This is a genomic window from Pseudomonas sp. R25(2017), from assembly GCF_002112565.1.
Taxonomy (GTDB): Bacteria; Pseudomonadota; Gammaproteobacteria; order Pseudomonadales; family Pseudomonadaceae; genus Aquipseudomonas; species Aquipseudomonas ekonensis.
Genome location: NZ_NEHZ01000009.1, coordinates 129,953 through 153,693, shown reverse-complemented (window position 1 = coordinate 153,693; position 23,741 = coordinate 129,953). Strand labels below are relative to the sequence as shown.

The window sequence follows — 23,741 nt, the reverse complement described above, 5'->3', positions numbered from 1 at the left end:
GAAGAATATGCAGCGCCGGATCGGCCTGTGCGTTCTTTGACCAGGAGCCGCCTCATGAGTCCGTTGAACCCCGCCACTGCGCTGCCGCCCCGACGGCTCAAACGCTTGCCCTTGGCCTTGTTGCTGGCCGGGAGCGCCAACTGGAGCGCGGGCTACGCCGCCGATCCGCAAACCCCGGCGCCCGTTCCGGCCGGCAAGGGCGCCACTGCCGATTCACAGTTGGAAACCGTGACCGTCACCACCCGCCGCCGCGAGGAAAGCGCCCAGGATGTGCCGACGCCGATGAGCGTGGTCAGCGGCCAGACCCTGGAGACCCAGCGGGTGTACCGGATCCAGGATCTTCAGCAACTGGTGCCCAGCGTCAACGTCGCCTACATGCATGCGCGCCAGTCCAGCGTGTCGATCCGCGGCCTGGGCAACAACCCGGCCAGCGACGGGCTCGAAGGCAGCGTCGGGCTGTACATCGACAACGTGTACCTGGGCCGTCCGGGGATGGCGGTCTTCGACCTGATGGACATCGAGCAGCTCGAAGTGCTGCGCGGGCCCCAGGGCACGCTGTTCGGCAAGAACACCACCGCCGGGGTGATCAACATCGGCACCCGCGCACCGAGCTTCACCCCGGAACGCAGCATCGAGACCTCGGTCGGCGAGGATGGCTACTTCCAGACCAAGGGCACGATTTCGGGGCCGCTCAACGATCAGTTGGCCGGGCGCTTTTCCGCCTACCGCACCCGCAGCGACGGCGACATCAAGAACGAGTTCAACGGGCACGACCTCAACGGCGGTTCCCGCGACGGTTTCCGCGCGCAGTTGCTGTTCAAGCCCAACGAGTCCTTCAACCTGCGCTGGATCGGCGACTACAACGAAGAGGACTCCAGCGCCGGCACCCGCGTGCTCTACAGCACCGGGCCGACCATCAACGGCGTGAACGTCTATTCGGCACGGGCAGCGGCTGCGGGCGCGACCCTGGTCAACGGTTCGCACCGCAAGGTCAACCTGGACAACGACCAGCACGTCACCGTGCACCAGGGCGGCACGTCGGTGGAGGCCAACTGGACGCTGCCGAGCGATTTCACCCTGACCTCGGTCAGCTCCTACCGGTTCTGGAACTTCACCCCGCGCAACGACGACGGTCTCAATGTCCCGGCCACCTACAACGCCGGGGTGTCGGTGGAGGACAAGCAGTATTCCCAGGAATTGCGCCTGGCGTCGCCCAAGGGCGAGTTCTTCGATTACGTGCTTGGCGCCTACTACTTCGGCTCGGACCTGGACAACAAATCCTTCGCCTACTACGGCCCGCAGGCGGACATCTGGAACGGCACGCCGCGCGGTGCGCTGGCCAACGTCGACACGGTCGGCCACGGCCACATCAAGACCGACAGCTTCGCGCTGTTCGCCCAGGGCACCTGGCACCTGACCGAACGCCTGGACTTCACCGCCGGGGTGCGCGGCACCTACGAAGAGAAGAACGCCTGGGTCGACCGCGACGTGCCCCGTGGCGGCGCTGCGGTGACCGGCGCGGCGGCCACGGCGCGGCGCGGGCGGGTCGGCGCCTACGATTCCGGCGACCTCAACCAGTACAGCTCCAGCCCCTCCGGACTGCTCAACCTGAGCTACCGGTTCAGCGATGAACTGCTGGGCTACGCCACGCTGTCCCACGGCGAAAAGTCCGGCGGGGTCAACCTGGTGGTCGGATCGGCGCCGACGGCAGGTGCCGATTCGCTGCTGATCGGCACCGAACGCGCCAACAACGCCGAGCTCGGTTTCAAGAGCACGCTGTGGGATCGCCGCCTGCAACTCAACGCCAACGTGTTCTGGACGCAGGTCAACGCCTACCAGACCAACGCCTACGACGACGTCAACCGCGTGCAGTACCTGACCAACGCCGGTTCCGTGCGCTCGCGCGGGGTCGAGTTCGACAGCACGGTGATCCCGCTGCGCGGCCTGACGCTGAACTTCAACGGCTCCTTCAACGACGTCAGCTACCTCTCGTACAAGGATGCGCCGTGCCCGCCGGAAGTCAGCCTCGCGCCCGGAGCCCCGGCCTCTTGCGACCTCAGCGGCCACCAAGTGGTCGGCGCCTCGAAATGGATCGGCAACGCCAACGGCGAATACAAGTGGAACCTGGACAACGGCTTCGAACCCTATGTCACCGCCAGCTACGCGTTCCGCTCCAAGGCGGTGGGCACGGTGGAGGACTCGGACTTCGGCCAGATCCCGAGCTACGCGGTGGTCAACTTCTCCACCGGCCTGCGCGGCGACTTCAACCAAGGCCAGTGGGACGTGTCGCTGTGGCTGAAGAACGCCTTCGACAAGACCTACTACACGACCCTGTGGACGGGCGGCAACGGTGGCTATGAGGGCCTGCTCGGCACCCCGCGGACGTTGGGTGTGACGGGCCGTTATGACTTTTGACGGGGCGTGTCGATATGACAGTTATGACAGCCGTTATACATCGGCGGCAGGGGTGTAGAGGTTTGTCGGAGGAGGCTTAATACTTTGGTGCAAAGTATGCCGGGTGCTCATAGTTGTTATTGCGAATTCGTTGGTAAATAGCCCGTTATATGCGTGGACAATCGCTCATTCTCGAACCATCCTGAGTGCCGTGAGTTTCCAGGAGGAAACTTGCTCTCATCGGAAGATACTTAACCAACGATTAAGGAAATCTCGTTATGTCGAGCATTAATGGCACTTATGTAAACGCTAACGCTGGCGCCAAACTGACGATTACCGATGGCAACGACTCCAACGGCACCTTCAGCGGCCGGTTCAGCCAGAACGGCGTGAACTACGACATCGCATACGGGCACTACCACTTCCAGAACAGCACCGGGCAGCCTACGATCATCACCTTCGCGGCCCTCAACGACGGCACCGGCTATCAGGCCTGGACACTGTTCTCGCCAGACCACAACTACTCGAAAGTGCGCGCGGTGGGTTCGCGCAACAACTTTGACGGCGACGTGGTCGGCCTGGCCGGGGAGTTCGTGAAACAATAATGACGCCGCAGTAATAAAAGCCGATGCATTAACCTGCATCGGCTTTTTTGTTTTCTTTCATGAAACAGCAACTATTCATTTCGCATTAGTTGTCCCCGCTTCTTGGGTCGCCTGTAAAACACATGCCTTGGATGAATACTTTTCATGCCTCAAAGGCATGCGGTTTTCCATCCTCCGCTACAGCCCTTGCGGGACGTGGTCTTGGCGGAAATGACCGTTTCTTATATTCCATATAAGTCTATTCATAACATCAAAGATTACTTTCGGAGATAAGCGACTGGCCTAATGATGGGGCCGTCGATGGGCCGTGGGGGATTCAACAAGCGGTTGTCGGCAGCTTTGGCAGAACGAGAACGCAAAAGAGACCGCAGGGAGTGAATCAATGGGCAATGTCCAGACCGCCGCCGCACAGGAGGTGCTGTGGCGCCAGGCGCCGAGCGGCGAATTGGTCGGTCTCGGCCGGCCTCACCGGGTGCCGCTGGGGCAGTTGCGTCTGCAGCGCTCGCCCAAAGGCATCCTGAGCCGGCGCGAAACGATCCTGCTCGGCGTGCTGGCCCTGGTGGTGCATGGCGCGGTGATCTACTGGGTCGGCCGGCAGCCGACCCCGGCGCTGCCGGTGGTGCCGCCGCAGGTTCCGCCGATGACCATCGAGTTTTCGCGTCCGGCGCCGCCGGCGCCTCCTGTGGTCGAGCCACCGCCGCCGGCGCCCGTGGTCGAACCGCCTCCGCCGGTGGAAGACGAACTGGCGGTGAAGCCGCCGCCGAAAAAACCGGTGCCGAAGCCGATTCCTAAACCGGTCGCCAAGCCTGTGCCCAAACCTGCGCCCAAGGCGGTCGAGCAACCGCCGGCACCGCCGCAGCCGGCTGCTCCGGTCGCGGCACCTACGCCGCCCGCGCCGCCTGCGCCCGCACCGGTCACACCGGCCTCGGCCAATGCCGCTTACCTGAAGAACCCGGCGCCGGAATACCCGTCGCTGGCCCAGCGCCGCGGCTGGGAAGGCACCGTGCTGCTCAGGGTGCACGTGTTGGCCAGCGGCAAGCCGGGCGAGATCCAGATCCAGAAAAGCAGCGGCCGGCAACAGCTCGACGACGCGGCGCTGGAGGCCGTGAAGCGCTGGAGCTTCGTGCCGGCCAAGCAGGGCGATGTCGCCCAGGACGGCTGGGTCAGCGTCCCCATCGATTTCAAGATTCACTGAACCGAAACCAAATTCGCGCGAAACGTTTATACGAGGGAATGCACCATGACGTTACTGGCCTCTCCACTGGAATCCATCGAAAGCGCAGTGATCTGGCTGCTGGTGGCCTTTTCCGTCGCCACTTGGGGACTGGCGCTGCTCAAGGCTGTGCAGTTCGGCCGCCTGAAGGCCCAGGACCGCAGGTTTCACAAACGGTTCTGGGCGGCGTCGAGCCTGGATTCCGCCGCCGAGCTGAGCGAGACCCAGCCCGGCGCCGCCGCTCGGGTGGCCCAGGCCGGCTATGCGGCGATCCAGGTGGGCGAGGCGCCGGCGGCGGATCTGAGCCAGGCGATCAATCACCAGGATCGCCTGGAGCGTGCCTTGCGCCAGCAGATCGTGCGCGAGCGGCGTTCGCTGGAAACCGGTCTGGCGGTGGTCGCGAGCATCGGCAGCACCTCGCCGTTCATCGGCCTGTTCGGCACGGTGTGGGGGATCATGGAGGCGTTGAAGGGCATCAGCGCGGCGGGGTCGGCGAGCCTGGAAACGGTGGCCGGGCCCATCGGTGCGGCACTGGTCGCCACCGGCGTGGGGATCGCCGTCGCGGTGCCGGCGGTGCTGGTTTACAACTACTTTCTGCGGCGCCTGAAGCTGACCGCGGCGGATCTGGACGACTTCGCCCATGACTTCTACAGCCTGGCGCAGAAGAGCGCGTTCCGCGTGCTGATCCACCCGACCGCCCAGCGCGCCGCGGTGGCCGGCGGTGCGGCGAAAGTGAAGGAGGCGTCCTGAGATGGCCTTCTCCACGCAAGACAGTGACGAGGTGCTGAGTGAGATCAACGTGACGCCGCTGGTGGACGTGATGCTGGTGCTGCTGGTGGTGTTCATCGTCACCGCGCCGCTGCTGACCAACGCGATACCGATCAACCTGCCCAAGACCGAAGCGGTGGCGCCGGTGGAGCAGAAGGATCCGCTGGTGGTGAGCATCGACGGGGCCGGCAAGCTGTTCATCAACAAGGATGAAATCCAGCCGGATCTGCTGGAGTTCAACCTCAAGGCCGCCAAGGCCAAGGATGCGGAAGTCCGCGTGCAGCTGCAGGCGGACGACGGCGTGAACTACGGCGAAGTGGCGCGGGCCATGGCGTCGATCGAGCGGGCCGGCATCACCAAGCTGTCGGTGATCACCGCGCGGTGAACGAATGTCGATTTTTCCGGGGCCGTCTCCTTGGCAGGGTGCGGCCCCTTTTTTATTCCCGTCTTCTTTGCGCCGCCGCTCCCTGCAGGCGCGAGCCTGCTCGCGAAGGGGCGGTGCAGGTCGCCAACGGCGGTATTCGCAAGCAGGGTCGCGCCGGCAAAGTCATCGCTTGATATGTATTTTAGGTATTAATAAATAGTTTCTTATTCCTTAACGAATATAACTCTCGTCCCTATACTCGACCAGGAACAGACACGACGCAGGAGAGCATCCCCATGCGCAACGAACCGATTCGTTACCTGATTGTGCCGGGCTGGCAAGGATCGCCAGAGGATCATTGGCAAACCCATTGGCAGAACAGCCTGCCCAACAGCGCCCGGGTGGAGCAGGCCGACTGGCTGACGCCCCGGCGTGAGGACTGGGTGGCGGCACTGGCCGAGGCGATCGCCGCCGACAGCACGCCGGTGATCCTGATTGCGCACAGCCTGGGCTGCATCACCGTTGCCCATTGGGCGGCCAACGCGCCGTTGCAGGCCCTGCGTCAGGTGCGCGGCGCGCTGCTGGTCGCACCGGCGGATGTCGAGCGTCCGGCGTGTGTGCCGGCCCTGCGCAATTTCGCGCCGATCCCGACCGACCTGCTGCCGTTCCCCAGCCAAGTGGTCAGCTCCGACAACGACGCCGCCGTCAGCGCCACCCGGGCCCTGGAGCTGGCACGCAACTGGGGCGCCGAGGCGGGGATCCTCGCCGGGGCCGGGCACATCAACGTGAAGTCCGGCCATCGGCGCTGGGAACAGGGATTCGCGTACCTGTACCGCCTGCAGAACCGCATGGAACATCACGCCCGGCGGCGCGCTTGAACCCTACTTTCCATTTTTGATCGCCCCCGTCTCCCGGCGGTTCTGGGTGGGAGTCTGCCATGAGTTTCGAGACCTTCGGCCAGCCGTTGCTGACCTTTCCCGATGCGGAAAAAAGCCCCCTGAGCATCCGCGCCAAGGCGCTGGTGTTCGTCGATCCGCGCTCGCGCCGGTTGCGCGAGCACATGAACCAACTGGCCCCGCGGTCGATCTCGGTGCTGATCCGCGGCGAAACCGGCACCGGCAAGGAACTGCTCGCCCGGCACATCCACCGCGCCAGTGACCGCAGCGGTCTGTTCGTGTCGGTCAACTGCGGGGCGATCAGCCCAACCTACGCCGACGCCGAACTGTTCGGCTATGCCGCCGGCAGTTACACGGGCTCGGCCAGCAGCCGCGCCGGCTGGTTCGGCTCGGCCAACGGCGGCACCCTGTACCTGGACGAAATCGGCGATTTGCCGTTGCCGATTCAGATCAAACTGCTCGCCGCCCTGGAAAACCACGAAGTCACCCGGGTCGGCGCCCATCAGCCGAGCCCGGTGGACGTGCGCCTGGTGGCCGCCACCAGCATCGACCTGGCGCAGGCGGTGGCGGCGGGGAAATTCCATGAGCGGCTGTTCCATTACCTCAGCGAAGGCCATCTGGAACTGCCGGCCTTGCGCGAGCGGACCGGCGACATCCTGTCGTTGGCCGAGTACTTCCTCGGCATCTACAGCCAGCGCCTGGACCTGCCGGTGCCGCTGATCAGCGAGGCGGCGCAGGAGGTGCTGGAGCGCCACAGCTGGCCGGGCAACACCCGGGAGCTGGAGAACGTCATTCACTTCGCGTTGCTGGTGAGCACGGGGGACGAAATCCTGCCGGAACACCTCAACCTGCCCGAGGCGTCCGGGCTGCTGGCTCAGTTTGAACGCCATGTGGCGGGCATCGGCATCGGCGGCACGCCCGACGAACGCAAGGCATTGAAAGACTTGCTTTTGCGCCTGGCGGAAGGGTTGTAACCATTTTGTTCAACATGAACAAAATGGAATATGAAGCTGAATAAACGTTATTGTCCGGGAATAAAAAATCCCGGTATTGTCCGCTTCACGCCAGCGATAGCACATCACTGGCACTTGTATTCAATGCCGTCGTCGATGACGACCATGACTTTCGATAAGGACACTGCATGAAAAAGGTTCTGCTGTTCTCCGCATTGGCGGCTGCCCTGACCGCATCCCTGGCCCAGGCCGGCGAGAAACTGGTGGTGGCGGCCACGCCGGTTCCCCACGCCGAGATCCTCGAACTGATCAAGCCGACCCTCGCCAAAGAAGGCGTGGATCTGGAAGTCAAAGTCTTCACCGACTACGTGCAGCCGAACGTGCAGGTGGGCGAGAAGCGCCTGGATGCCAACTACTTCCAGACCAAGCCTTACCTGGACAGCTTCAACGCCGGCAAATACAAGGACGACAAGGCCAAGTACCTGGTGACCGTGGAAGGCGTCCACGTCGAACCGTTCGGCGGCTACTCGAAGAAGTACAAGTCGCTGGCCGACCTGCCGAACGGCGCGACCATCGCGATCCCCAACGAAGGCAGCAACAGCGGCCGCGCCCTGATCCTGCTGCAGAAAGCCGGCCTGATCGAGCTGAAGGATCCGAAGAACGCGCTGGCCACCCCGAAGGACATCGCCAAGAACCCGCACAACTTCAAGTTCAAGGAACTGGAATCGGCCCTGCTGCCGCGGGTGCTGAACGAAGTCGACCTGGACATGATCAACACCAACTACGCGCTGGAAGCCAAGCTGAACCCGACCAAGGACGCCCTGGTGATCGAAGGTGCCGACTCGCCTTACGTGAACTTCCTGGTGGCTCGTGAGGACAACAAGAACAGCGACGCGATCCAGAAGCTGGCCAAGGCCCTGACCAGCCCTGAAGTCAAAACGTTCATCGAGAAGAAGTACAACGGCGCGGTATTGCCGGCGTTCTGATCCGACGCATCCGACGCAACAGCACCCCCCTTCAGGTGTGAAGACGCCGACGGCCAGCGATGGTCGTCGGCGTTTTCGTTTGCGGCGGTGTCGCAGCCTGCGGCGAGGGAGCCCGCTCCGTCACCGCAAGGGCCTAGGCGAGCCCCGTCTTCAGCGCCCTGCGCAACGCCACCAACAGTTTCACGATGTCCTGCGGATCCAGCCGCTGCGGCACTTTTACGTCAGCCATGTTTTCTTCCTTGTAATGGTTTGGCCCAGGGAGTCTGGTCAAAAGCTGTGCGTCCTTGGAGGGGCAATCTGAAAAAAAGATCCTTCCTACAGCGCCGGGGAAAATAGCTTTCTTCTTCCGTCCCGGCAAACCCGGCGATTAGTTTTTTGTGTGATATCCATATGCTTTATCGGTATTTAAATTCTTTTTTTTATACCTATAAAGTCGGTGCCTGCAGGACGGCCACCCGCTGTCCATGGATTGCACCACCGTCGCTTACCGAGCGGCGTCAGGACGTTTCATGACCTTCGATTACGCGTTCATCCTCAGCACCTTGCCGGCCTTCCTCAGCGCCGTGGGCGTGACCTTGCAGGTCGGGCTGATCGCCATCGGCACTTCGTTGGCCGTGGCGCTGTTCAATGCGGCGCTCCTGGTGTTGCGTGTGCCGTACCTGCCGAAGGTCATCGGCCTGTACGTGGAACTGGCCCGCAACACGCCGCTGCTGATCCAGCTGTTTTTCGTCTACTTCGCGTTGCCGACCGTGGGGGTTCAAGTGTCCGGTTTCGCCGCCGCGATCATCACCCTGACGTTCCTGGGCGGCGCCTACCTGACTGAGGTGCTGCGCGCCGGCGTCGAAGCGGTGCCCAAGGGGCAGATCGAATCCGGCCGTTCCCTCGGGCTGTCCGACCTGCAAGTGCTGCGCTACGTGATCCTGCCGCAGGCGGGGATCCTCAGCCTGCCGTCGCTGTTCGCCAATTTCATTTTCCTGCTCAAGGAAACCACGGTGGTGTCGGCCGTGGCGGTGCCGGAACTCCTCTACACCACCAAGAGCTACATCGCCCTGTACTACAAGACCTACGAAATGCTCGCCGTGCTGACGCTGATCTGCGTGCTGCTGTTCCTGCCGCTATCGCTGCTGCTCGGTCGTCTGGAAAGGAGGCTGCAACATGGCCAGTTCGGGTCTTGAGTTGCTGTGGGTGTCGTTGCCGCAACTGGCGGCCGGCGCCGGGCAGACCTTGTCGATCTCGTTGCTGAGCATCGCGGTCAGCACCGTCGGCGGCGTGCTCTACGGCGTGCTGCGCACCCTCGACGTGAAGTGGCTCAACGCGGTGCTGCGGGTCTACCTGGAGCTGTTCCGGGCGATTCCGGTGCTGGTCTGGCTGTACCTGCTGTTCTTCGGCCTGCCGATTTTCTTCGGCCTCAGCGTGCCGAGCTTCTGGTGCGCCGTGACGGTGCTGTCGCTGTGGGGCGCCAGCGAAGTCGGCGAGGCGGCGCGCGGCGCATTGCGCTCGTTGCCCCGCGGGCAGCGCGAGGCCGGGCTGTCGCTCGGCTTCAACGCCGTGCAGCTCTACGCCTACGTGCTGATGCCGCAGGCGCTCAAGCGCATGACGCCGCCGACCATCAATGTCTACACGCGCATTATCAAGACCAGCTCGCTTGCGGTGCTGATCGGCGTGGTGGACGTGATCAAGGTCGGTCAGCAGATCATCGAACGCACCTACGAATCGGTGCTGATCTACGGTGCGCTGTTCCTGTTCTTCTTTTTCATCTGCTACCCGCTCTCTGCCGCCTCCCGCGTGCTGGAGCGGCGCTGGGCCCACGCATGAGCGCCTCGACCGCTTGGCAGGGCCCGCACCCCGCCCGAGATTTTCTTTGCGAACCCGCAGACCGCACGCGCGCAGCCGTTCCTGGAGAAGTTCTCCCCGCCGAAGCCTGGCCTTCGGCGACGTTGCCCAAAACGACTCAGACCAAGGAACCGTCATGAAAACTGCCAAATCGCTGTTCGTTCTGCCCCTGCTCGGCCTCGCGCTGCTGGCCGGCTGCAACAAATCCGAGGAACCGGCCAAGCCCAAGGTCGCCAGCGAAAGCGCTGCGCCCGCAGGCAGCCTGGACAAGATCAAGGCCCGCGACAAGCTGATCGTCGGCGTGTTCACCGACAAGCCGCCGTTCGGCTTCGTCAACGAAACGGGGCGCTACGTCGGCTTCGACACCGACATCGGCCGCCGACTGGCCAAGGACCTGCTGGGCGACGAGAACAAGGTCGAGTTCGTCGCCGTGGAGCCGGCCAGCCGGATCCCGTTCCTGCAAAGCGACAAGGTCGACCTGATCCTGGCCAACATGACCGTCACCCCGGAGCGCAAGGAAGCGGTGGACTTCACCAACCCGAACCTGCGGGTGGCGGTGCAGGCGCTGGTGCCCCAGGGCAGCGCGGTGAAGCGGCTCGACGACCTGGCGACCCGCACCACCATCGTCACCACCGGCACCACCGCCGACATCTGGCTGACCAAGCACCACCCGGACTGGAAACTGCTCAAGTTCGAGAAGAACTCCGAATCGCTGCAGGCCCTGGCCGGCGGCCGCGGCGACGCCTACGCCCAAGACAACCTGGTGCTGTTCAGCTGGGCCAAGCAGAACCCGGGCTACCGCGTGCTGGACGAAAAGCTCGGCGACGAGGCCCCGATCGCACCGGCGGTGAAGAAGGGCAATACCGAACTGCGCGACTGGGTGAATACCGAGCTGGCGAAGCTGGGCGAGGAGAAATACCTGCTCAAGCTGTACGACCAGTACGTGCGCAAGGAACTGAGCGACGACACCCAGCCTGAGAGCGTGATTGTCGAAGGCGGCAAGTGGCAGGGCTGAGCGCCTGACCAAAAGCTGTGGCGAGGGAGCCTCGCCACGGGCTCAATCCGGCCAGTGCCAGGCCGGCTCGTCCAGCATTCGCTGGCCGACGACGCCGGTCTGGCCGAGGGTCTTTTCCAGCACGATGCAGTTGCAGTCTGGATCCTCCTGCAACGCCGAGATCAGCCGCCGGGCGTGGGACACCACCCACACCTGGCAGTCCTGCGATACGCGGATGATCAGGCGCGCCAGCGCCGGCAGCAGGTCCGGGTGCAGGCTGGTCTCCGGTTCGTTCAGCACCATCAGCGACGGCGGTCGCGGCGTCAGCAGCGCCGCGACCAGCAGCAGGTAACGCAAGGTGCCGTCCGACAGCTCCGCCGCCGACAGCGGCCGCAGCAACCCTTCCTGATGGAACTCGATGGCGAAGCGTCCGCCGGCCAGCGGCGCGATCTCCAGGCGTGCGCCGGGAAACGCGTCGCTGACCGCCGCCCGCAGGGCTTCGGGATCGCCGATCTCGATGATGGTGCGCAGCGCCGCCGCCAGATCCCGGCCGTCGTGGTGCAGCACCGGCGTGCGGGTGCCCAGCTGCGGCTGGCGCGCCGGGGCGTCGGCGTCGCTGCGAAAGTGATCGTAGAAGCGCCAGCGGCGGATGAACTCGCGCATCTGGAACACCTCCGGCGAGGTGCGCAGGCTGCCGATCTGATCGAACAGGCTGTCGAAGGTCGGCGTGTGCTGCGCCAGCACGTCCCAGCGGCGGCCTTCGCGGGCTCGGATCATAGGGCCGTCGCGGTCCACCAGCAGGCTGGCCGGGCGATGGAACGGCCCGGCCCAGATGCACTCCCGTTTGATTTCCGGATCCAGGGCAAAGTACGAGCGGGACGGCTCGGGCAGGCCCAGCGCGATCGCATAACCGAAGTCCTCCCCGGCGAACCCCAGGCGCAGGCGTTTGACGCCTTGGCGCACCGTGGGCTCGATGGCCACCTCGCCATTGCGCATCCGTCGGCTGAGGGTTTCCGGTCCGGCCCAGAAGGTCGAGTCCAGCCCGCCTTCGCGGGCCAGGGCGTTGACCACGCCGCCCTGAGCGGTCTCCGCCAGCAGGCGCAGGGCCCGGTAGAGGTTGGACTTGCCGCTGCCGTTGGGGCCGGTGATGAGGTTCAGGCGGCCCAGCGGGATCACCAGTTTGTTGATCGAGCGGTAATTGGCCACCGCCAGGGTCTTGAGCATGGGCGTTTCCTTCTGCCGGAGCCGGCCAGTTTGCCTGAATGCCGTGTCGCCGTGTGCCTGCGCACGCTTCGTGCGGTAAAGCCGTGCAATGGTCAAAGGCTGTTCTAAGCTCTCAGTCGTATCGTCTCTGTCACGTCAGAAAAAGCCAAGGAGTCTGCATGGCGGGTCCCGGATATAAAGTGGCATTGGCCCTGAGCGCCGTCGCTTTGCTGAGCGCCTGCGGCGAAAAGAAAGCCGCCGAGGAGTACCTGCCCAGGGTGCTGGTGCTCGACGTGAAGCCCGCCGACTACGCTGCCGCCGTGACCCTCACCGGCGATGTGCAGGCGCGGGTGCAGACCCAACTCTCGTTCCGCGTCGGCGGCAAGATCATCCAGCGGCTGGTCGAGGTCGGCGACCGGGTGAGCGCCAAGCAGGTGCTGGCCCGGCTCGACCCCAAGGACCTGCAGACCAACGTCGACTCCGCCCAGGCCCAGGTGCTGGCCGAGCAGGCCCGGGTGAAGCAGAGCGCGGCAGCCTTCGTGCGCCAGCAGAAACTGCTGCCCAAGGGCTACACCAGCCAGAGCGAATACGACTCCGCCCAGGCTGCGCTGCGCAGCAGCCAGAGCGCCTTGAGCGCTGCCCAGGCGCAGCTGGCCAACGCCAAGGACCAACTGAGCTACACCGCCCTGGTGGCCGATGCGCCGGGGGTCATCACCGAGCGCCAGGCCGAGGTCGGCCAAGTGGTGCAGGCGACGATGCCGATATTCAGCCTGGCCCGGGACGGCGACCGCGATGCGGTGTTCAACGTCTACGAGTCGCTGCTGGCCGAGCGGCCGTCGAAACGTCCGATCGTGGTGAGCCTGCTCGACAACCCCGCGGTCAAGACCACCGGCACCGTGCGTGAGGTCACCCCGTCGGTGTCGGCGCAGTCCGGCACGGTGCAGGTCAAGATCGCCCTCGACGGCCTGCCGCCGGGGATGCAGCTCGGTTCGGTGGTGAGCGCCACGGCCAAGGGCTCCGGCAAGCCGGCGGTGGAGCTGCCGTGGTCGGCCCTGACCAAGAAGGTCAGCGAACCCGCCGTGTGGCTGGTGGACGGCAAAGGCGAGGCGCAGCTGCAAGCGGTGACGGTGGGCCGCTACCTGACCGGCAAGGTCGTCGTCAGCGAAGGCCTCAATGGCGGGGAGAAGGTCATCATCGCCGGAGGGCAGTTGCTGCATCCGGGCATGAAGGTCGAGATCGCCGACTACACCTACAAGGATCTGAAAATGGAAGCGCAGCCATGAAGCGCCTGGGACTGCTGTCCGTCGGGGTACTGCTCGCTGCGTGTTCCAAGAGCGAAGCGCCGCCGGAGCCGGTGCGTCCGGTGCTGTCGGTCAAGGTGCAGGCGCTCAGCGAAGAGAGTCTGGGCCGGTTCGCCGGCAACATCCAGGCGCGCTACGAGAGCAACACCGGCTTTCGCGTGGGCGGGCGCATCGCCAGCCGCAACGTCGATGTGGGCGCCGAGGTCGGCAAGGGCACGCTGCTGGCGACCCTCGACCCGTCCGATCAGCAGAACCAGCTGCGCTCGGCCCAGGGCGACCTGGCCAAGATCGAGGCGCAACTGATCAACGCCCAGGCCAACGCCCGCCGCCAACAGGCGCTGTTCGACCGCGGGGTCGGCGCCCAGGCGCAGCTGGACATCGCCCAGACCGACCTGAAGACCACCCAGGCTTCGCTGGACCAGGCCCGGGCGGCGGTCAGCCAGAGCAAGGACCAACTCGGCTACACCGAATTGCGTTCGGACCATAAGGCCGTCGTCACCGGCTGGAGCGCCGAGGCCGGCCAGGTGGTGACCGCCGGCCAACAGGTGGTGACGCTGGCGCAGCCGGACATCAAGGAAGCGGTGATCGATCTGCCGGACACCCTGGTCGATCAGTTGCCCAAGGACGTGGTGTTCCAGGTGGCGGCGCAGTTGGATCCCGGCATCAACACCACGGCGGTGATCCGCGAGATCGAACCCCAGGCCCAGAGCGCCACCCGCACCCGCCGCGCGCGCCTGACCCTGGCCGAGACGCCGCCGGGCTTTCGCCTCGGCACGGCGATCAGCGTGACCTTGCGGTCGGCGATCAAGCCGCGCATCGAACTGCCGGCGGCGGCCTTGCAGGAGGTCGACGGCAAGCCGCGCATCTGGGTGATCAACCCCCAGGACAAGACCGTGGCGCCCCGCGACGTCCGCCTGCTCAGCCGCACCGACAGCACCGTGGTGCTGGACGGCGGGGTGCGCAACGGCGAGCGGGTCATCAGCGCCGGGGTCAACAGCCTCAAGCCCGGACAAACCGTGAAATTTGACGAGGACAGTCAATGAAAGGGTCTTTCAACCTCTCCGAATGGGCCCTCAAGCATCAGTCGTTCGTCTGGTACCTGATGTTCGTCGGGTTGCTGATGGGGGTGTTCTCGTACTTCAACCTGGGACGCGAGGAAGACCCGTCCTTCACCATCAAGACCATGGTGATCCAGACCCGGTGGCCCGGAGCGACCCAGGAGGAGACGCTCAAGCAGGTCACCGACCGCATCGAGAAGAAACTCGAAGAGCTCGACTCCCTCGACTACGTGAAGAGCTACACCCGCCCGGGCGAATCGACGGTGTACGTGTACCTGCGCGACACCACCCAGGCCAAGGACATCCCGGAAATCTGGTACCAGGTGCGCAAGAAGATCAGCGACATCCGCGGCCAGTTCCCCCAGGGCATCCAGGGGCCGGGGTTCAACGACGAGTTCGGCGACGTGTACGGCTCGGTGTACGCCTTCACCGCCGACGGCCTGACGATGCGCCAGCTGCGCGACTACGTGGAGCAGGCGCGGGCCGAGATCCGCGGCGTGCCGGGGCTGGGCAAGATCGAGATGATCGGCCAGCAGGACGAGGTGCTGTACCTGAATTTCTCCACCCGCAAACTGGCGGCGCTGGGCATCGACCAGCGTCAGGTCGTGCAGAGCCTGCAGCAGCAGAACGCCGTGACGCCGGCCGGGGTCATCGAGGCCGGGCCCGAGCGGATCTCGGTGCGCACCTCGGGGCAGTTCGCCTCGGAAAAGGACCTGGCCGAGGTCAACCTCAAGCTCAACGACCGCTTCTACCGGCTGGCGGACATCGCCGACATCTCCCGCGGCTACGTCGACCCGGCCACCCCGGAGTTCCGCTTCAACGGCACGCCGGCCATCGGCCTGGCCATCGCGATGCAGACGGGCGGCAACGTCCAGGCCTTCGGCAAGGCCCTGCACGAGCGCATCAACGAAATCATCGCCGACCTGCCAGTGGGCGTCGGCGTACACAACGTGTCCGACCAGGCGGTGGTGGTGGAGGAGGCTGTCGGCGGGTTCACCAGCGCACTGTTCGAAGCCGTGGTGATCGTGCTGGTGGTCAGCTTCGTCAGCCTCGGCATGCGCGCCGGGCTGGTGGTGGCGTGCTCGATTCCCTTGGTGCTGGCGATGGTGTTCGTCTACATGGAGTACAGCGGCATCACCATGCAGCGGATCTCCCTCGGCGCGCTGATCATCGCCCTGGGCCTGTTGGTGGACGACGCGATGATCACGGTGGAGATGATGGTCACGCGTCTGGAGATGGGCGAGACCAAGGAGCAGGCGGCGACGTTCGCCTACACCTCCACGGCGTTCCCGATGCTCACCGGCACGCTGGTGACGGTGGCGGGTTTCGTGCCCATCGGCCTCAACGCCAGTTCCGCCGGCGAATACACCTACACCCTGTTTGCGGTGATCGCCGTGGCGATGCTGGTGTCGTGGGTGGTGGCGGTGCTGTTCGCGCCGGTGATCGGCGTGCACATCCTGAGCACCAACGTGAAGCCCCATGAGGGGGAGCCCGGCCGCATCGGGCGGGCGTTCAACCATGGCCTGCTGTGGTGCATGCGCAACCGCTGGTGGGCCATCGCCATCACCGTGCTGTGCTTCGTCCTGTCGGTGGTCGGCATGCGCTTCGTGCAGAACCAGTTCTTCCCGTCCTCGGACCGCCCGGAAATCCTGGTGGACCTGGACCTGCCGCAGAACGCTTCCATCGACGAGACCCGCAAGGCGGTGGACAAGCTTGAGGCCACGCTCAAGGGTGACCCGGACATCGTGCGCTGGAGCACCTACATCGGCCAGGGCGCGATCCGGTTCTACCTGCCGCTGGACCAGCAGCTGCAGAACCCCTACTACGCCCAGCTGGTGATCGTCAGCAAGGACTTCGAGGCCCGCGAGGCGCTGAGCCAGCGGATCCGCGACCGCCTGCGCAAGGATTTCGTCGGCATCGGCGGCTACGTGCAGGCCCTGGAGATGGGCCCGCCGGTGGGCCGGCCGATCCAGTACCGGGTCAGCGGCAAGGACATCGACCAGGTGCGCAAGCACGCCATCGACCTGGCCACCGAGCTGGACAAGAACGAGCACATCGGCGAGATCATCTACGACTGGAACGAGCCGGGCAAAGTCCTGCGCATCGACATCGCCCAGGACAAGGCGCGCCAGCTCGGGCTGTCGTCCGAAGACGTGGCGAGCCTGATGAACAGCATCGTCAGCGGCTCGACGCTGACCCAGGTCGACGACGACATCTACCTGATCAACGTGGTCGGCCGGGCGGTGGACTCCGAGCGCGGCACGCCGGAGACCCTGCAGAACCTGCAGATCGTCACGCCCAACGGCACCTCGATCCCGCTGCTGGCGTTCGCCACCGTGCGCTACGAACTGGAGCAGCCGCTGGTGTGGCGCCGCGACCGCTTGCCGACCATCACCATCAAGGCGGCGTTGCGCGGCGACATCCAGCCCACGGACCTGGTGAAGGTGCTCAAGCCCTCCGTCGACGCGTTCGCCGCCAAGCTGCCGCCGGGCTACAAGGTCGCCACCGGCGGTACGGTGGAGGAGAGCGGCAAGGCCCAGGGGCCGATCGCCAAGGTCATCCCGCTGATGCTGTTTCTGATGGCGACCTTCCTGATGATCCAGCTGCACAGCGTGCAGAAGCTGTTCCTGGTGGCCAGCGTCGCGCCGCTGGGGCTGATCGGCGTGGTGCTGGCGCTGGTGCCCACCGGCATTCCGATGGGCTTCGTGGCGATCCTGGGGATCCTGGCGCTGATTGGCATCATCATCCGCAACTCGGTGATCCTGGTGACCCAGATCGAAGAGTACGAGCACAAGGGCTATGCGCCGTGGGACGCGGTGGTGGAGGCCACCGAACACCGGCGCCGGCCGATCCTGCTGACGGCGGCGGCCGCGAGCCTGGGCATGATCCCGATCGCCCGCGAAGTGTTCTGGGGGCCGATGGCCTACGCGATGATCGGCGGGATCATCGTGGCGACCTTGCTGACGCTGCTGTTCCTGCCGGCGCTGTATGTGGCGTGGTACAGGATCCGCGAGCCGAAGAAGGACGCGCAGTGACAAGCGGGCGCTGTGCGCCCGTCGCCGGCAGGCTGGCTCCCGCCGGGGGAGTCAGTGCCGTTCAAATGTGGCTGCCGGCGATGGCGTCCTGGCCGATCTTGCGCCAGACGCTGGCCAGCCAAGGCTGCTGCTCCCGCGGCAGGCCCGCCGGCCGGTAGTAGTGCTCCAGCTCCGCGAACCCGGCGGCGGTCAGCAAGCGGCGCCAGGCCTCGAGATCGTGGTACGAGCCGTAGCGCGGGCCGTTCCAGCCCTCGCGGTTGTCCCCGCGGGGGTTGGAGCTGAACAGCACGCCGCCCGGCTTGAGCGTGGCGTGCAGTTGCCCGAGCACACGGGGCAGTTCCTGCAACGGCACATGGAACAGCACCGCGTTGGCGAAGATCCCGTCGAAGCGTCCGGCCGGCAGGTCGAGCTTGAGGAAATCCTGCCGCCAGACTTCGCAGCCGCTGTCCTCCCGGGCCATCCGCACAAACGCTTCCGAGCCGTCGAGGCCGATGGCGACATGGCCCAGGCGGGTGAAGGTCTGCAGGTCGCGGCCCGGTCCGCAGCCGAAGTCCAGGATGCTGAAGGGCGCCGGGCCCTGAATGTGGCGCAGCAGGGCGTCGATGTTCTGGCTGACGTCGTGGTCGCGGGTGCCTTCGCGGAAATCTTCCGCCACCGAGTCGTAGTGGCCCAGGGTGGTGGAGGTGATCTGTTCCAGATCGGAGGGGGTCTGTTTCATGGTCGGCTGCGCGGGCTATGGGATGTGCCGAATATACGCCAACCTGTAGGGCCGCTGCGCAGCCCGTCGCCAGCAGGCTGGCCCCCACCGAAGTCATGAACGCCGCCGTCCACTGTGGGAGCCAGCCTGCTGGCGATGACCGTTTTATTGGCGACGCAAGACTCAGCGCTTGTTCAAGCCCCGCGCCAAGCGGTCGCCGCCCAGCTGGATCACCGCCACCAGCGCCACCAGCAGCACGATCACCGTCAGCATGATCTGGCTGTCGAACCGCTGATAGCCGTAGCGGTAGGCGATGTCGCCCAAGCCCCCGGCGCCGATGGCCCCGGCCATGGCCGAGGAGTTGATCATGGTCACCAGGGTGATGGTGAAGCCGCCGACGATCCCCGGCAGCGCCTCCGGCAACAGCACGTGCCAGACGATGTGCCAGCGCCGGCAGCCCATGGCCTGGGCCGCTTCGATCAGGCCGTGGTCGACCTCGCGCAGGCTCACCTCGGCGATCCGCGCGAAGAACGGCGTGGCGGCGATGGTCAGCGGCACGACCGCCGCCCACACGCCGTAGGTGGTGCCGACGATCAGCCGGGTGAACGGGATCATCGCGACCATCAGGATCAGGAACGGGATCGAGCGGAACAGGTTGACGAACGCCCCCAGCGCCCGGTTCAGCGCCGGGGCCTGGTAGATGCCGCCCTTGTCGCTGGTGACCAGGATCACCGCCATCGGGATTCCCGCCACCAAGGCGATCAGCGACGACACGCCGACCATCAGGAACGTGTCGATGAAACCTTGCAGCAGACGGTCAAACCACATGGCCCAGCACCTCCACCCGTTGCGCCCATTGCCCGGCGCGCGCCTGCAACCGGGCGGCGTCCAGGGACGAGCCGCTCACCGCCAGCAGCAGTTGCCCCAACGCATGGCCCTGGATCCGCTCCACGCCGCCCTGCAGCAGCTTGACCCGCCCGCCGAGGGCGGCGAACAGCGCGGCCAGGTCCGGCTCGTCGGCGTCGCTGCCGGTGAACTGCAGACGCAGCACCACGGCGGCCTCCGGTGATGGCGGCTGGGCGTGCAGACGGCTTTGCAGCTCCTGGGGCAGGGTGTGCTGCAAGGGCGCGAGCAGGGTCTGGCTGACTTCGTGCTGCGGGTCGCCGAACACTTCCCACACCGGGCCCTGCTCGACGATGTGCCCGCGTTCCAGCACCACGACGCGGTCGCAGATGTCGCGGATCACCGCCATTTCGTGGGTGATCAGGACGATGGTCAGGCCCAGGCGGGCGTTGATCTCGCGCAGCAGGCCGAGGATCGACTGGGTGGTTTCCGGGTCGAGCGCCGAGGTGGCCTCGTCGCACAGCAGGATGTCCGGGTCGTGCACCAGGGCCCGGGCGATGCCCACGCGCTGTTTCTGCCCGCCGGACAACTGCGCCGGATAAGCCGCGTGCTTGCCTTGCAGGCCCACCAGATCCAGCAGTTCGCGCACCTTCGCTTCGCGCTGCGCCTTCGGCACGCCGGCGACCTTGAGCGGCAGCTCGACGTTCTGCCACACGGTCTTGGCCGACATCAGGTTGAAGTGCTGGAAGATCATGCCGATCCGCCGGCGCAGGGCGACGAGGCGGTCCTCGTCGAATTCGCCGATGTCCACCTGATCGATCAGCACCCGTCCTGCGGTCGGTTGCTCCAGACGGTTGATGGTGCGGATCAGCGACGACTTGCCGGCGCCGCTGCGGCCGATGATGCCGAACACTTCGCCGCGCCGGATCGACAGGTCGATGCCTTGCAGCGCCGCGACCGGGCCCTGGCGGCCTTCGTAGGTCTTGCCGACGCCGATGAAGCGCACATGGGCGCGGGTCAGTTCGGGGTGCAATTCTGTGCGTTCGGCACTGTGACGGGGCTCTGGAGTCTCCAGTCGCCGTTGGAGGGCGGCCGTCATGTCAGCTTTCCCAGCCGGCCTGGTACAGCTTGCCGTGGGCCTTGTCGAGCGCGGCGCGCACGGCGGGCGAGTGCTGGTAGATGTCGACGAACTTGATCAGGCGCGGATCGTCCTTGCTCTTGGGCCGGATCACGAACTGGATCACGTATTCCTTGTGGTCGAGGCCGTCGAACAGCAGCGCGGAGCCGGCATCGAAGGTCTTGGCCAGGCGGATATAGGCCGGATAGCCCTGCACCAGGTCGGCGTCGTCATAGGCGCGCACCAGTTGCACGGCCTCGACCTGAAGGATCTTGATCTTCTTCGGGTTGGCGACGATGTCGTCCTCGGTGGCCTTGTAGCCGACGCCGGGCTTGAGGGTGATCAGGCCGGCCTTGGCCAGCAGTTGCAGGCCGCGTCCGCTGTTGATCGGGTCGTTGGCGATGGCGACGCTGGCGCCCTCGGGCAGCTCGGCGAAGCTCTTGTACTTCTTCGAGTAGAGGCCGACGTTGTTGATGATCCCCGGCGCGAACGGCACCAGGTCGAAGCCTGAGGCGGCCTTGGCGTTCTCCAGGAACGGGATGTGCTGGAAGTAGTTCACGTCGATGTCGCCGGCGGCGAGGCTGACGTTCGGCGCGATCCAGTCGGTGAACTCCACCAGCTCGACCTTCAGGCCTTGCTTGGAGGCCTCCTCGACGGCGGCCTCCAGGGGAATGGCGAAGGCGGCGGTGGTGCCGATCTTCAGCGGCGCCTCGGCGGCGAACGCCGCCGAGCTGAACAGGCCGAGGGCCAGGGCCAGTGCCTTGACCGGGTTGGGCAGGAGAGTCTTGGTCATGAGGGTTTTCCAGTCAGTGCATGGGTTATGGGGTGTCTGGTCGGGCCTCTTCGCGGGCAAGCCCGCTCCCACAGGTTCTTGTGTACACCGCACACCCCTGTGGGAGCTGGCTTGCCCGCGAAGCTTTTCAGCGGCGAAACGATGATCCGGTGTGCTGTCGCGGTAACTGCGCCCCGGCACGGAACAGCTTTTCCCGCAGGCTGCCGTCGTCGTAGGCGGTCTTGTACGATCCGCGCCGCTGCAGTTCCGGAATCACCAGGTCGATGAAGTCCACATAGCTTTCCGGGGTGACGATGCGCGTCAGGTTGAAGCCGTCGAGGCCGGTTTCGGCGATCCACGATTCCAGCTCGTCCGCCACCTGCTGCGGCGAACCGACCACGGTGATGTAGCGCCCGCCGAGGGCGTGCTGCTCCAGCAGCTTGCGCCGGGTCCAGTCGTTGTTCTGCAGGTTCTTGGTCGCGGACTGGATGGCGTTGCTCTTCACGTACTGGATCGGTTCGTCGAGGGCGTACTCGGAGAAGTCGATGCCGGTGGACGCCGAGAAATGCGCCACGCCGGCCTCGGCGCTGGCGTAGCTCAGGTACTCGGCGTGCTTGGCCCAGGCCGCTTCTTCGGTCTCGCCGACGATCACGTTCAGGCCCATGAACACCTTGATGTCCTCGGGGTTGCGCCCGGCCTTCACGGCGCTGGCGCGCACCTTGTCCACCTGGGCCTTGGTCGACGGCTTGTTTTGGCCGCTGATGAACACGCACTCGGCATGGCGCCCGGCGAACAGCAGGCCGCGGTCCGAACTGCCGGCCTGGAACAGCACCGGCGTGCGCTGCGGCGACGGCTCGCACAGGTGATAACCCTCGACCTGGTAGAACTCGCCCCGGTGTTCGACCTTGTGCACTTTGTCCGGGCGGGCGTAGATCCGCTGCTGCGGGTCGTTGACCACGGCGCTGTCTTCCCAACTGCCTTCCCAGAGTTTGTAGAGGACTTCGAGGTACTCGTCGGCCTGGTCGTAGCGGCGGTCGTGTTCGGCCTGTTCGCGCAGGCCCATGGCCTTGGCGGCGCTGTCCAGGTAGCCGGTGACGATGTTCCAGCCCACCCGCCCGCGGCTCAGGTGGTCGAGGGTCGACAGGCGCCGGGCGAACAGGTACGGCGGCTCGTAGGTGAGGTTGGCGGTGAGGCCGAAGCCCAGGTGTTTGGTCACCGCGGCCATGGCCGAGACCAGCAGCAGCGGATCGTTGACCGGCAGCTGGATCGACTCCTTGAGCGTGACGTCCACCGACTGCTGGTAGACGTCGTACACGCCGACGATGTCGGCGATGAACAGGCCGTCGAACAACCCGCGCTCAAGCAACTGCGCAAGCTCGGTCCAGTACTCAAGGGTGCTGTAGCGGGTCGAGGTGTCGCGCGGGTGCGTCCACAGGCCGTGGTTGATGTGGCCGATGCAGTTCATGTTGAACGCGTTGAGCAGAATCTTCTTTTTCCCGGCGGCCATCAGATCGTCCCCCGCAGCGGAGGCTTTTCGTCGTTGAGGTAATAGTTGCCCACCGCGTGGTACTTCCAGCGCACCGGGTCGTGCAGGGTGTGCACGCGGGCGTTGCGCCAGTGGCGGTCGAGGCCGTGTTCGCTGAGGGTGGCCTGGCTGCCGGCCAGCTCGAACAGGGTGCTGCCGGCGGCCAGGGAAATGTCGGTGCTGATCGCCCGGGCCTCGGCGACGGCGATCGACGCGGCGGCGACGGTGTCGGCGTTGCTGTCGGCCTGGGCGGCGTCGAGGAATTCACCCGCGCGCTCCAGCAGCGCCTCGGTGGCGTGCAGGCGAATGCTCAGGTGGCCGAAGCTCTTGAGGGTCAGCGGGTCTTCCGTGGCCTTATCGTTGCCCGAATCGATCCACGGACGGGTCTTGCTGCGCACGAAATGCAGCGCGTCCTCGAAGGCGGCGCGGGCGATGCCGGTGTCGATGGCCGCATGGAGGATCTGAGCCAGCGGGCCGACCGTGGTCGGGCGCTCGAAGGCGGCCTGGAACGGCACCACGTCTTCGGCGGCGACGTACACGTCTTCGAACACCACCGAACCGCTGCCGGTGGTGCGCTGGCCGAAGCCGCTCCAGTCGTCGATCACGGTCAGGCCCTGGCTGTCGCGGTGGACGAACGCCAGTTGCTGCACACCGTTTTCGTCCACCACCAGGGTCGGGATGCGCTGGGCATAGATCGCGCCGGTGGCGTAGAACTTACGACCGTTGATGCGAAAGCCGTCGCCTTCGCGGGTCAGGCGAGTGACGCGGTCATGGGCGGTCTTGGTGCCCAGTTCCGCCAGGGCGTTTCCGAAGCGGCGGCCGGCCAGCGCCTCGGCGTACAGCCGTTGCTTCTGCGCAGGGCTGCCGTTCACCCGCAGCACTTCGAGGGCGTAGAAATGGTTCTGCGGTATCTGCCCGAGGGAGCCGTCGGCCTGGGCGATCAGGGCGATCACCTTGGCCAGGGTGACGTTGGAGACGCCGGCGCCGCCGTATTCCTTCGGCACGCTGATGCCCCACAGGCCGGAGCGGGAAAACACGTCCAGCTCCGCCAGCGGCAGGCGGCGTTCACGGTCGCGCAGGTGGCTGTCGCGCTTGAAGTCTTCGGCCAGGTCGCTGGCGACGATCAGGGCCTGTTCGTCGCTGGCGATGACCGCGACGGGATGGGAAAGGGTCATGTGCTTCTC

General features: G+C 65.6%; 21 protein-coding genes and 1 pseudogene. 15 read left to right on the top strand and 7 right to left on the bottom strand.

Features of this window, described 5'->3' with window-relative positions; all coding sequences use genetic code 11:
* Positions 1-54 precede the first annotated feature (54 nt).
* The 12 genes and pseudogenes from CAG31_RS14060 (at position 55) to CAG31_RS14010 (ending at position 11,027) form a co-directional block, all read left to right on the top strand.
* Positions 55-2,415: a TonB-dependent receptor gene (locus CAG31_RS14060; RefSeq protein WP_085582048.1), complete on the top strand. Its 2,361-nt coding sequence runs from the start codon at positions 55-57 to the stop codon at positions 2,413-2,415.
* Positions 2,416-2,672: 257 nt separating this feature from the next.
* Positions 2,673-2,999 (top strand): hypothetical protein, encoded by a 327-nt coding sequence (locus CAG31_RS14055; protein ID WP_085582046.1) that lies wholly within the window; start codon positions 2,673-2,675, stop codon positions 2,997-2,999.
* A 382-nt stretch (positions 3,000-3,381) separates the two neighbouring features.
* A complete protein-coding gene (locus CAG31_RS14050; RefSeq protein WP_085582044.1) occupies positions 3,382-4,194 on the top strand; it encodes an energy transducer TonB in 813 nt (270 codons plus the stop codon).
* Between the two features lie 45 nt (positions 4,195-4,239).
* Positions 4,240-4,962, top strand: a complete 723-nt coding sequence (locus CAG31_RS14045; protein WP_085582042.1) for a MotA/TolQ/ExbB proton channel family protein — start codon at positions 4,240-4,242, stop codon at positions 4,960-4,962.
* A 1-nt stretch (position 4,963) separates the two neighbouring features.
* Complete coding sequence (locus CAG31_RS14040) at positions 4,964-5,365, top strand: biopolymer transporter ExbD (protein ID WP_085582040.1); 402 nt, start codon at positions 4,964-4,966, stop codon at positions 5,363-5,365.
* A 275-nt stretch (positions 5,366-5,640) separates the two neighbouring features.
* On the top strand, positions 5,641-6,222 hold the full coding sequence (locus CAG31_RS14035) for an alpha/beta hydrolase (RefSeq protein WP_085582038.1): 582 nt from the start codon (positions 5,641-5,643) through the stop codon (positions 6,220-6,222).
* Positions 6,223-6,281: 59 nt separating this feature from the next.
* The gene (locus tag CAG31_RS14030) at positions 6,282-7,214 is read left to right on the top strand and encodes a sigma 54-interacting transcriptional regulator (protein WP_085582036.1); all 933 of its coding nucleotides are present in this window, start codon (positions 6,282-6,284) and stop codon (positions 7,212-7,214) included.
* A gap of 167 nt (positions 7,215-7,381) precedes the next feature.
* Complete coding sequence (locus CAG31_RS14025; protein WP_085582034.1) at positions 7,382-8,179, top strand: MetQ/NlpA family ABC transporter substrate-binding protein; 798 nt, start codon at positions 7,382-7,384, stop codon at positions 8,177-8,179.
* Between the two features lie 509 nt (positions 8,180-8,688).
* The gene (locus CAG31_RS14020; RefSeq protein WP_085582032.1) at positions 8,689-9,354 is read left to right on the top strand and encodes an amino acid ABC transporter permease; all 666 of its coding nucleotides are present in this window, start codon (positions 8,689-8,691) and stop codon (positions 9,352-9,354) included.
* Positions 9,335-9,994: an amino acid ABC transporter permease gene (locus CAG31_RS14015; protein WP_085582030.1), complete on the top strand. Its 660-nt coding sequence runs from the start codon at positions 9,335-9,337 to the stop codon at positions 9,992-9,994. Before CAG31_RS14020 ends, CAG31_RS14015 begins: the two co-directional genes overlap by 20 nt.
* A 24-nt stretch (positions 9,995-10,018) precedes the next feature.
* Positions 10,019-10,152: pseudogene (locus CAG31_RS28585) on the top strand (amino acid ABC transporter ATP-binding protein); the annotation flags it as partial.
* The gene (locus CAG31_RS14010; RefSeq protein WP_085582028.1) at positions 10,149-11,027 is read left to right on the top strand and encodes a transporter substrate-binding domain-containing protein; all 879 of its coding nucleotides are present in this window, start codon (positions 10,149-10,151) and stop codon (positions 11,025-11,027) included. The pseudogene CAG31_RS28585 and the gene CAG31_RS14010, both read left to right, overlap by 4 nt.
* 42 nt (positions 11,028-11,069) lie before the next feature.
* Here the strand turns inward: CAG31_RS14010 and CAG31_RS14005 are convergent, their stop codons facing one another.
* Positions 11,070-12,230, bottom strand: coding sequence for an AAA family ATPase (locus tag CAG31_RS14005; protein ID WP_085582026.1), 1,161 nt, complete (start codon positions 12,228-12,230; stop codon positions 11,070-11,072).
* A 158-nt stretch (positions 12,231-12,388) separates the two neighbouring features.
* On the opposite strand from CAG31_RS14005, the gene CAG31_RS14000 reads away from it, so the two are divergent.
* The 3 genes from CAG31_RS14000 to CAG31_RS13990 are packed head-to-tail and all read left to right on the top strand — an operon-like array spanning position 12,389 to position 17,603.
* The gene (locus CAG31_RS14000; protein WP_085582024.1) at positions 12,389-13,492 is read left to right on the top strand and encodes an efflux RND transporter periplasmic adaptor subunit; all 1,104 of its coding nucleotides are present in this window, start codon (positions 12,389-12,391) and stop codon (positions 13,490-13,492) included.
* Positions 13,489-14,553, top strand: coding sequence for an efflux RND transporter periplasmic adaptor subunit (locus CAG31_RS13995; protein WP_085582022.1), 1,065 nt, complete (start codon positions 13,489-13,491; stop codon positions 14,551-14,553). The genes CAG31_RS14000 and CAG31_RS13995 overlap by 4 nt, the downstream gene beginning before the upstream one ends.
* Positions 14,550-17,603 carry an efflux RND transporter permease subunit gene (locus CAG31_RS13990; RefSeq protein ID WP_085582020.1) on the top strand — a complete coding sequence of 1,018 codons (3,054 nt, stop codon included), beginning with the start codon at positions 14,550-14,552 and terminating at the stop codon, positions 17,601-17,603. The genes CAG31_RS13995 and CAG31_RS13990 overlap by 4 nt, the downstream gene beginning before the upstream one ends.
* A gap of 61 nt (positions 17,604-17,664) precedes the next feature.
* Here CAG31_RS13990 and CAG31_RS13985 read toward each other — a convergent pair whose 3' ends face one another.
* The 6 genes from CAG31_RS13985 to CAG31_RS13960 form a co-directional block, all read right to left on the bottom strand.
* Positions 17,665-18,321: a bifunctional 2-polyprenyl-6-hydroxyphenol methylase/3-demethylubiquinol 3-O-methyltransferase UbiG gene (locus CAG31_RS13985; protein WP_085582018.1), complete on the bottom strand. Its 657-nt coding sequence runs from the start codon at positions 18,319-18,321 to the stop codon at positions 17,665-17,667.
* Between the two features lie 162 nt (positions 18,322-18,483).
* Positions 18,484-19,128 (bottom strand): methionine ABC transporter permease, encoded by a 645-nt coding sequence (locus CAG31_RS13980; protein WP_085582016.1) that lies wholly within the window; start codon positions 19,126-19,128, stop codon positions 18,484-18,486.
* Positions 19,118-20,242 (bottom strand): methionine ABC transporter ATP-binding protein, encoded by a 1,125-nt coding sequence (locus CAG31_RS13975; RefSeq protein ID WP_085582014.1) that lies wholly within the window; start codon positions 20,240-20,242, stop codon positions 19,118-19,120. The genes CAG31_RS13980 and CAG31_RS13975 overlap by 11 nt, the downstream gene beginning before the upstream one ends.
* Before the next feature lies 1 nt (position 20,243).
* Positions 20,244-21,053, bottom strand: a complete 810-nt coding sequence (locus CAG31_RS13970) for a MetQ/NlpA family ABC transporter substrate-binding protein (protein ID WP_085582012.1) — start codon at positions 21,051-21,053, stop codon at positions 20,244-20,246.
* 127 nt (positions 21,054-21,180) lie between these two features.
* Entirely contained in the window at positions 21,181-22,539 is a 1,359-nt protein-coding gene (locus tag CAG31_RS13965) for an LLM class flavin-dependent oxidoreductase (protein ID WP_085582010.1), read from the bottom strand.
* Positions 22,539-23,732, bottom strand: coding sequence for an SfnB family sulfur acquisition oxidoreductase (locus CAG31_RS13960; RefSeq protein ID WP_085582008.1), 1,194 nt, complete (start codon positions 23,730-23,732; stop codon positions 22,539-22,541). Before CAG31_RS13960 ends, CAG31_RS13965 begins: the two co-directional genes overlap by 1 nt.
* Positions 23,733-23,741: the final 9 nt, after the last annotated feature.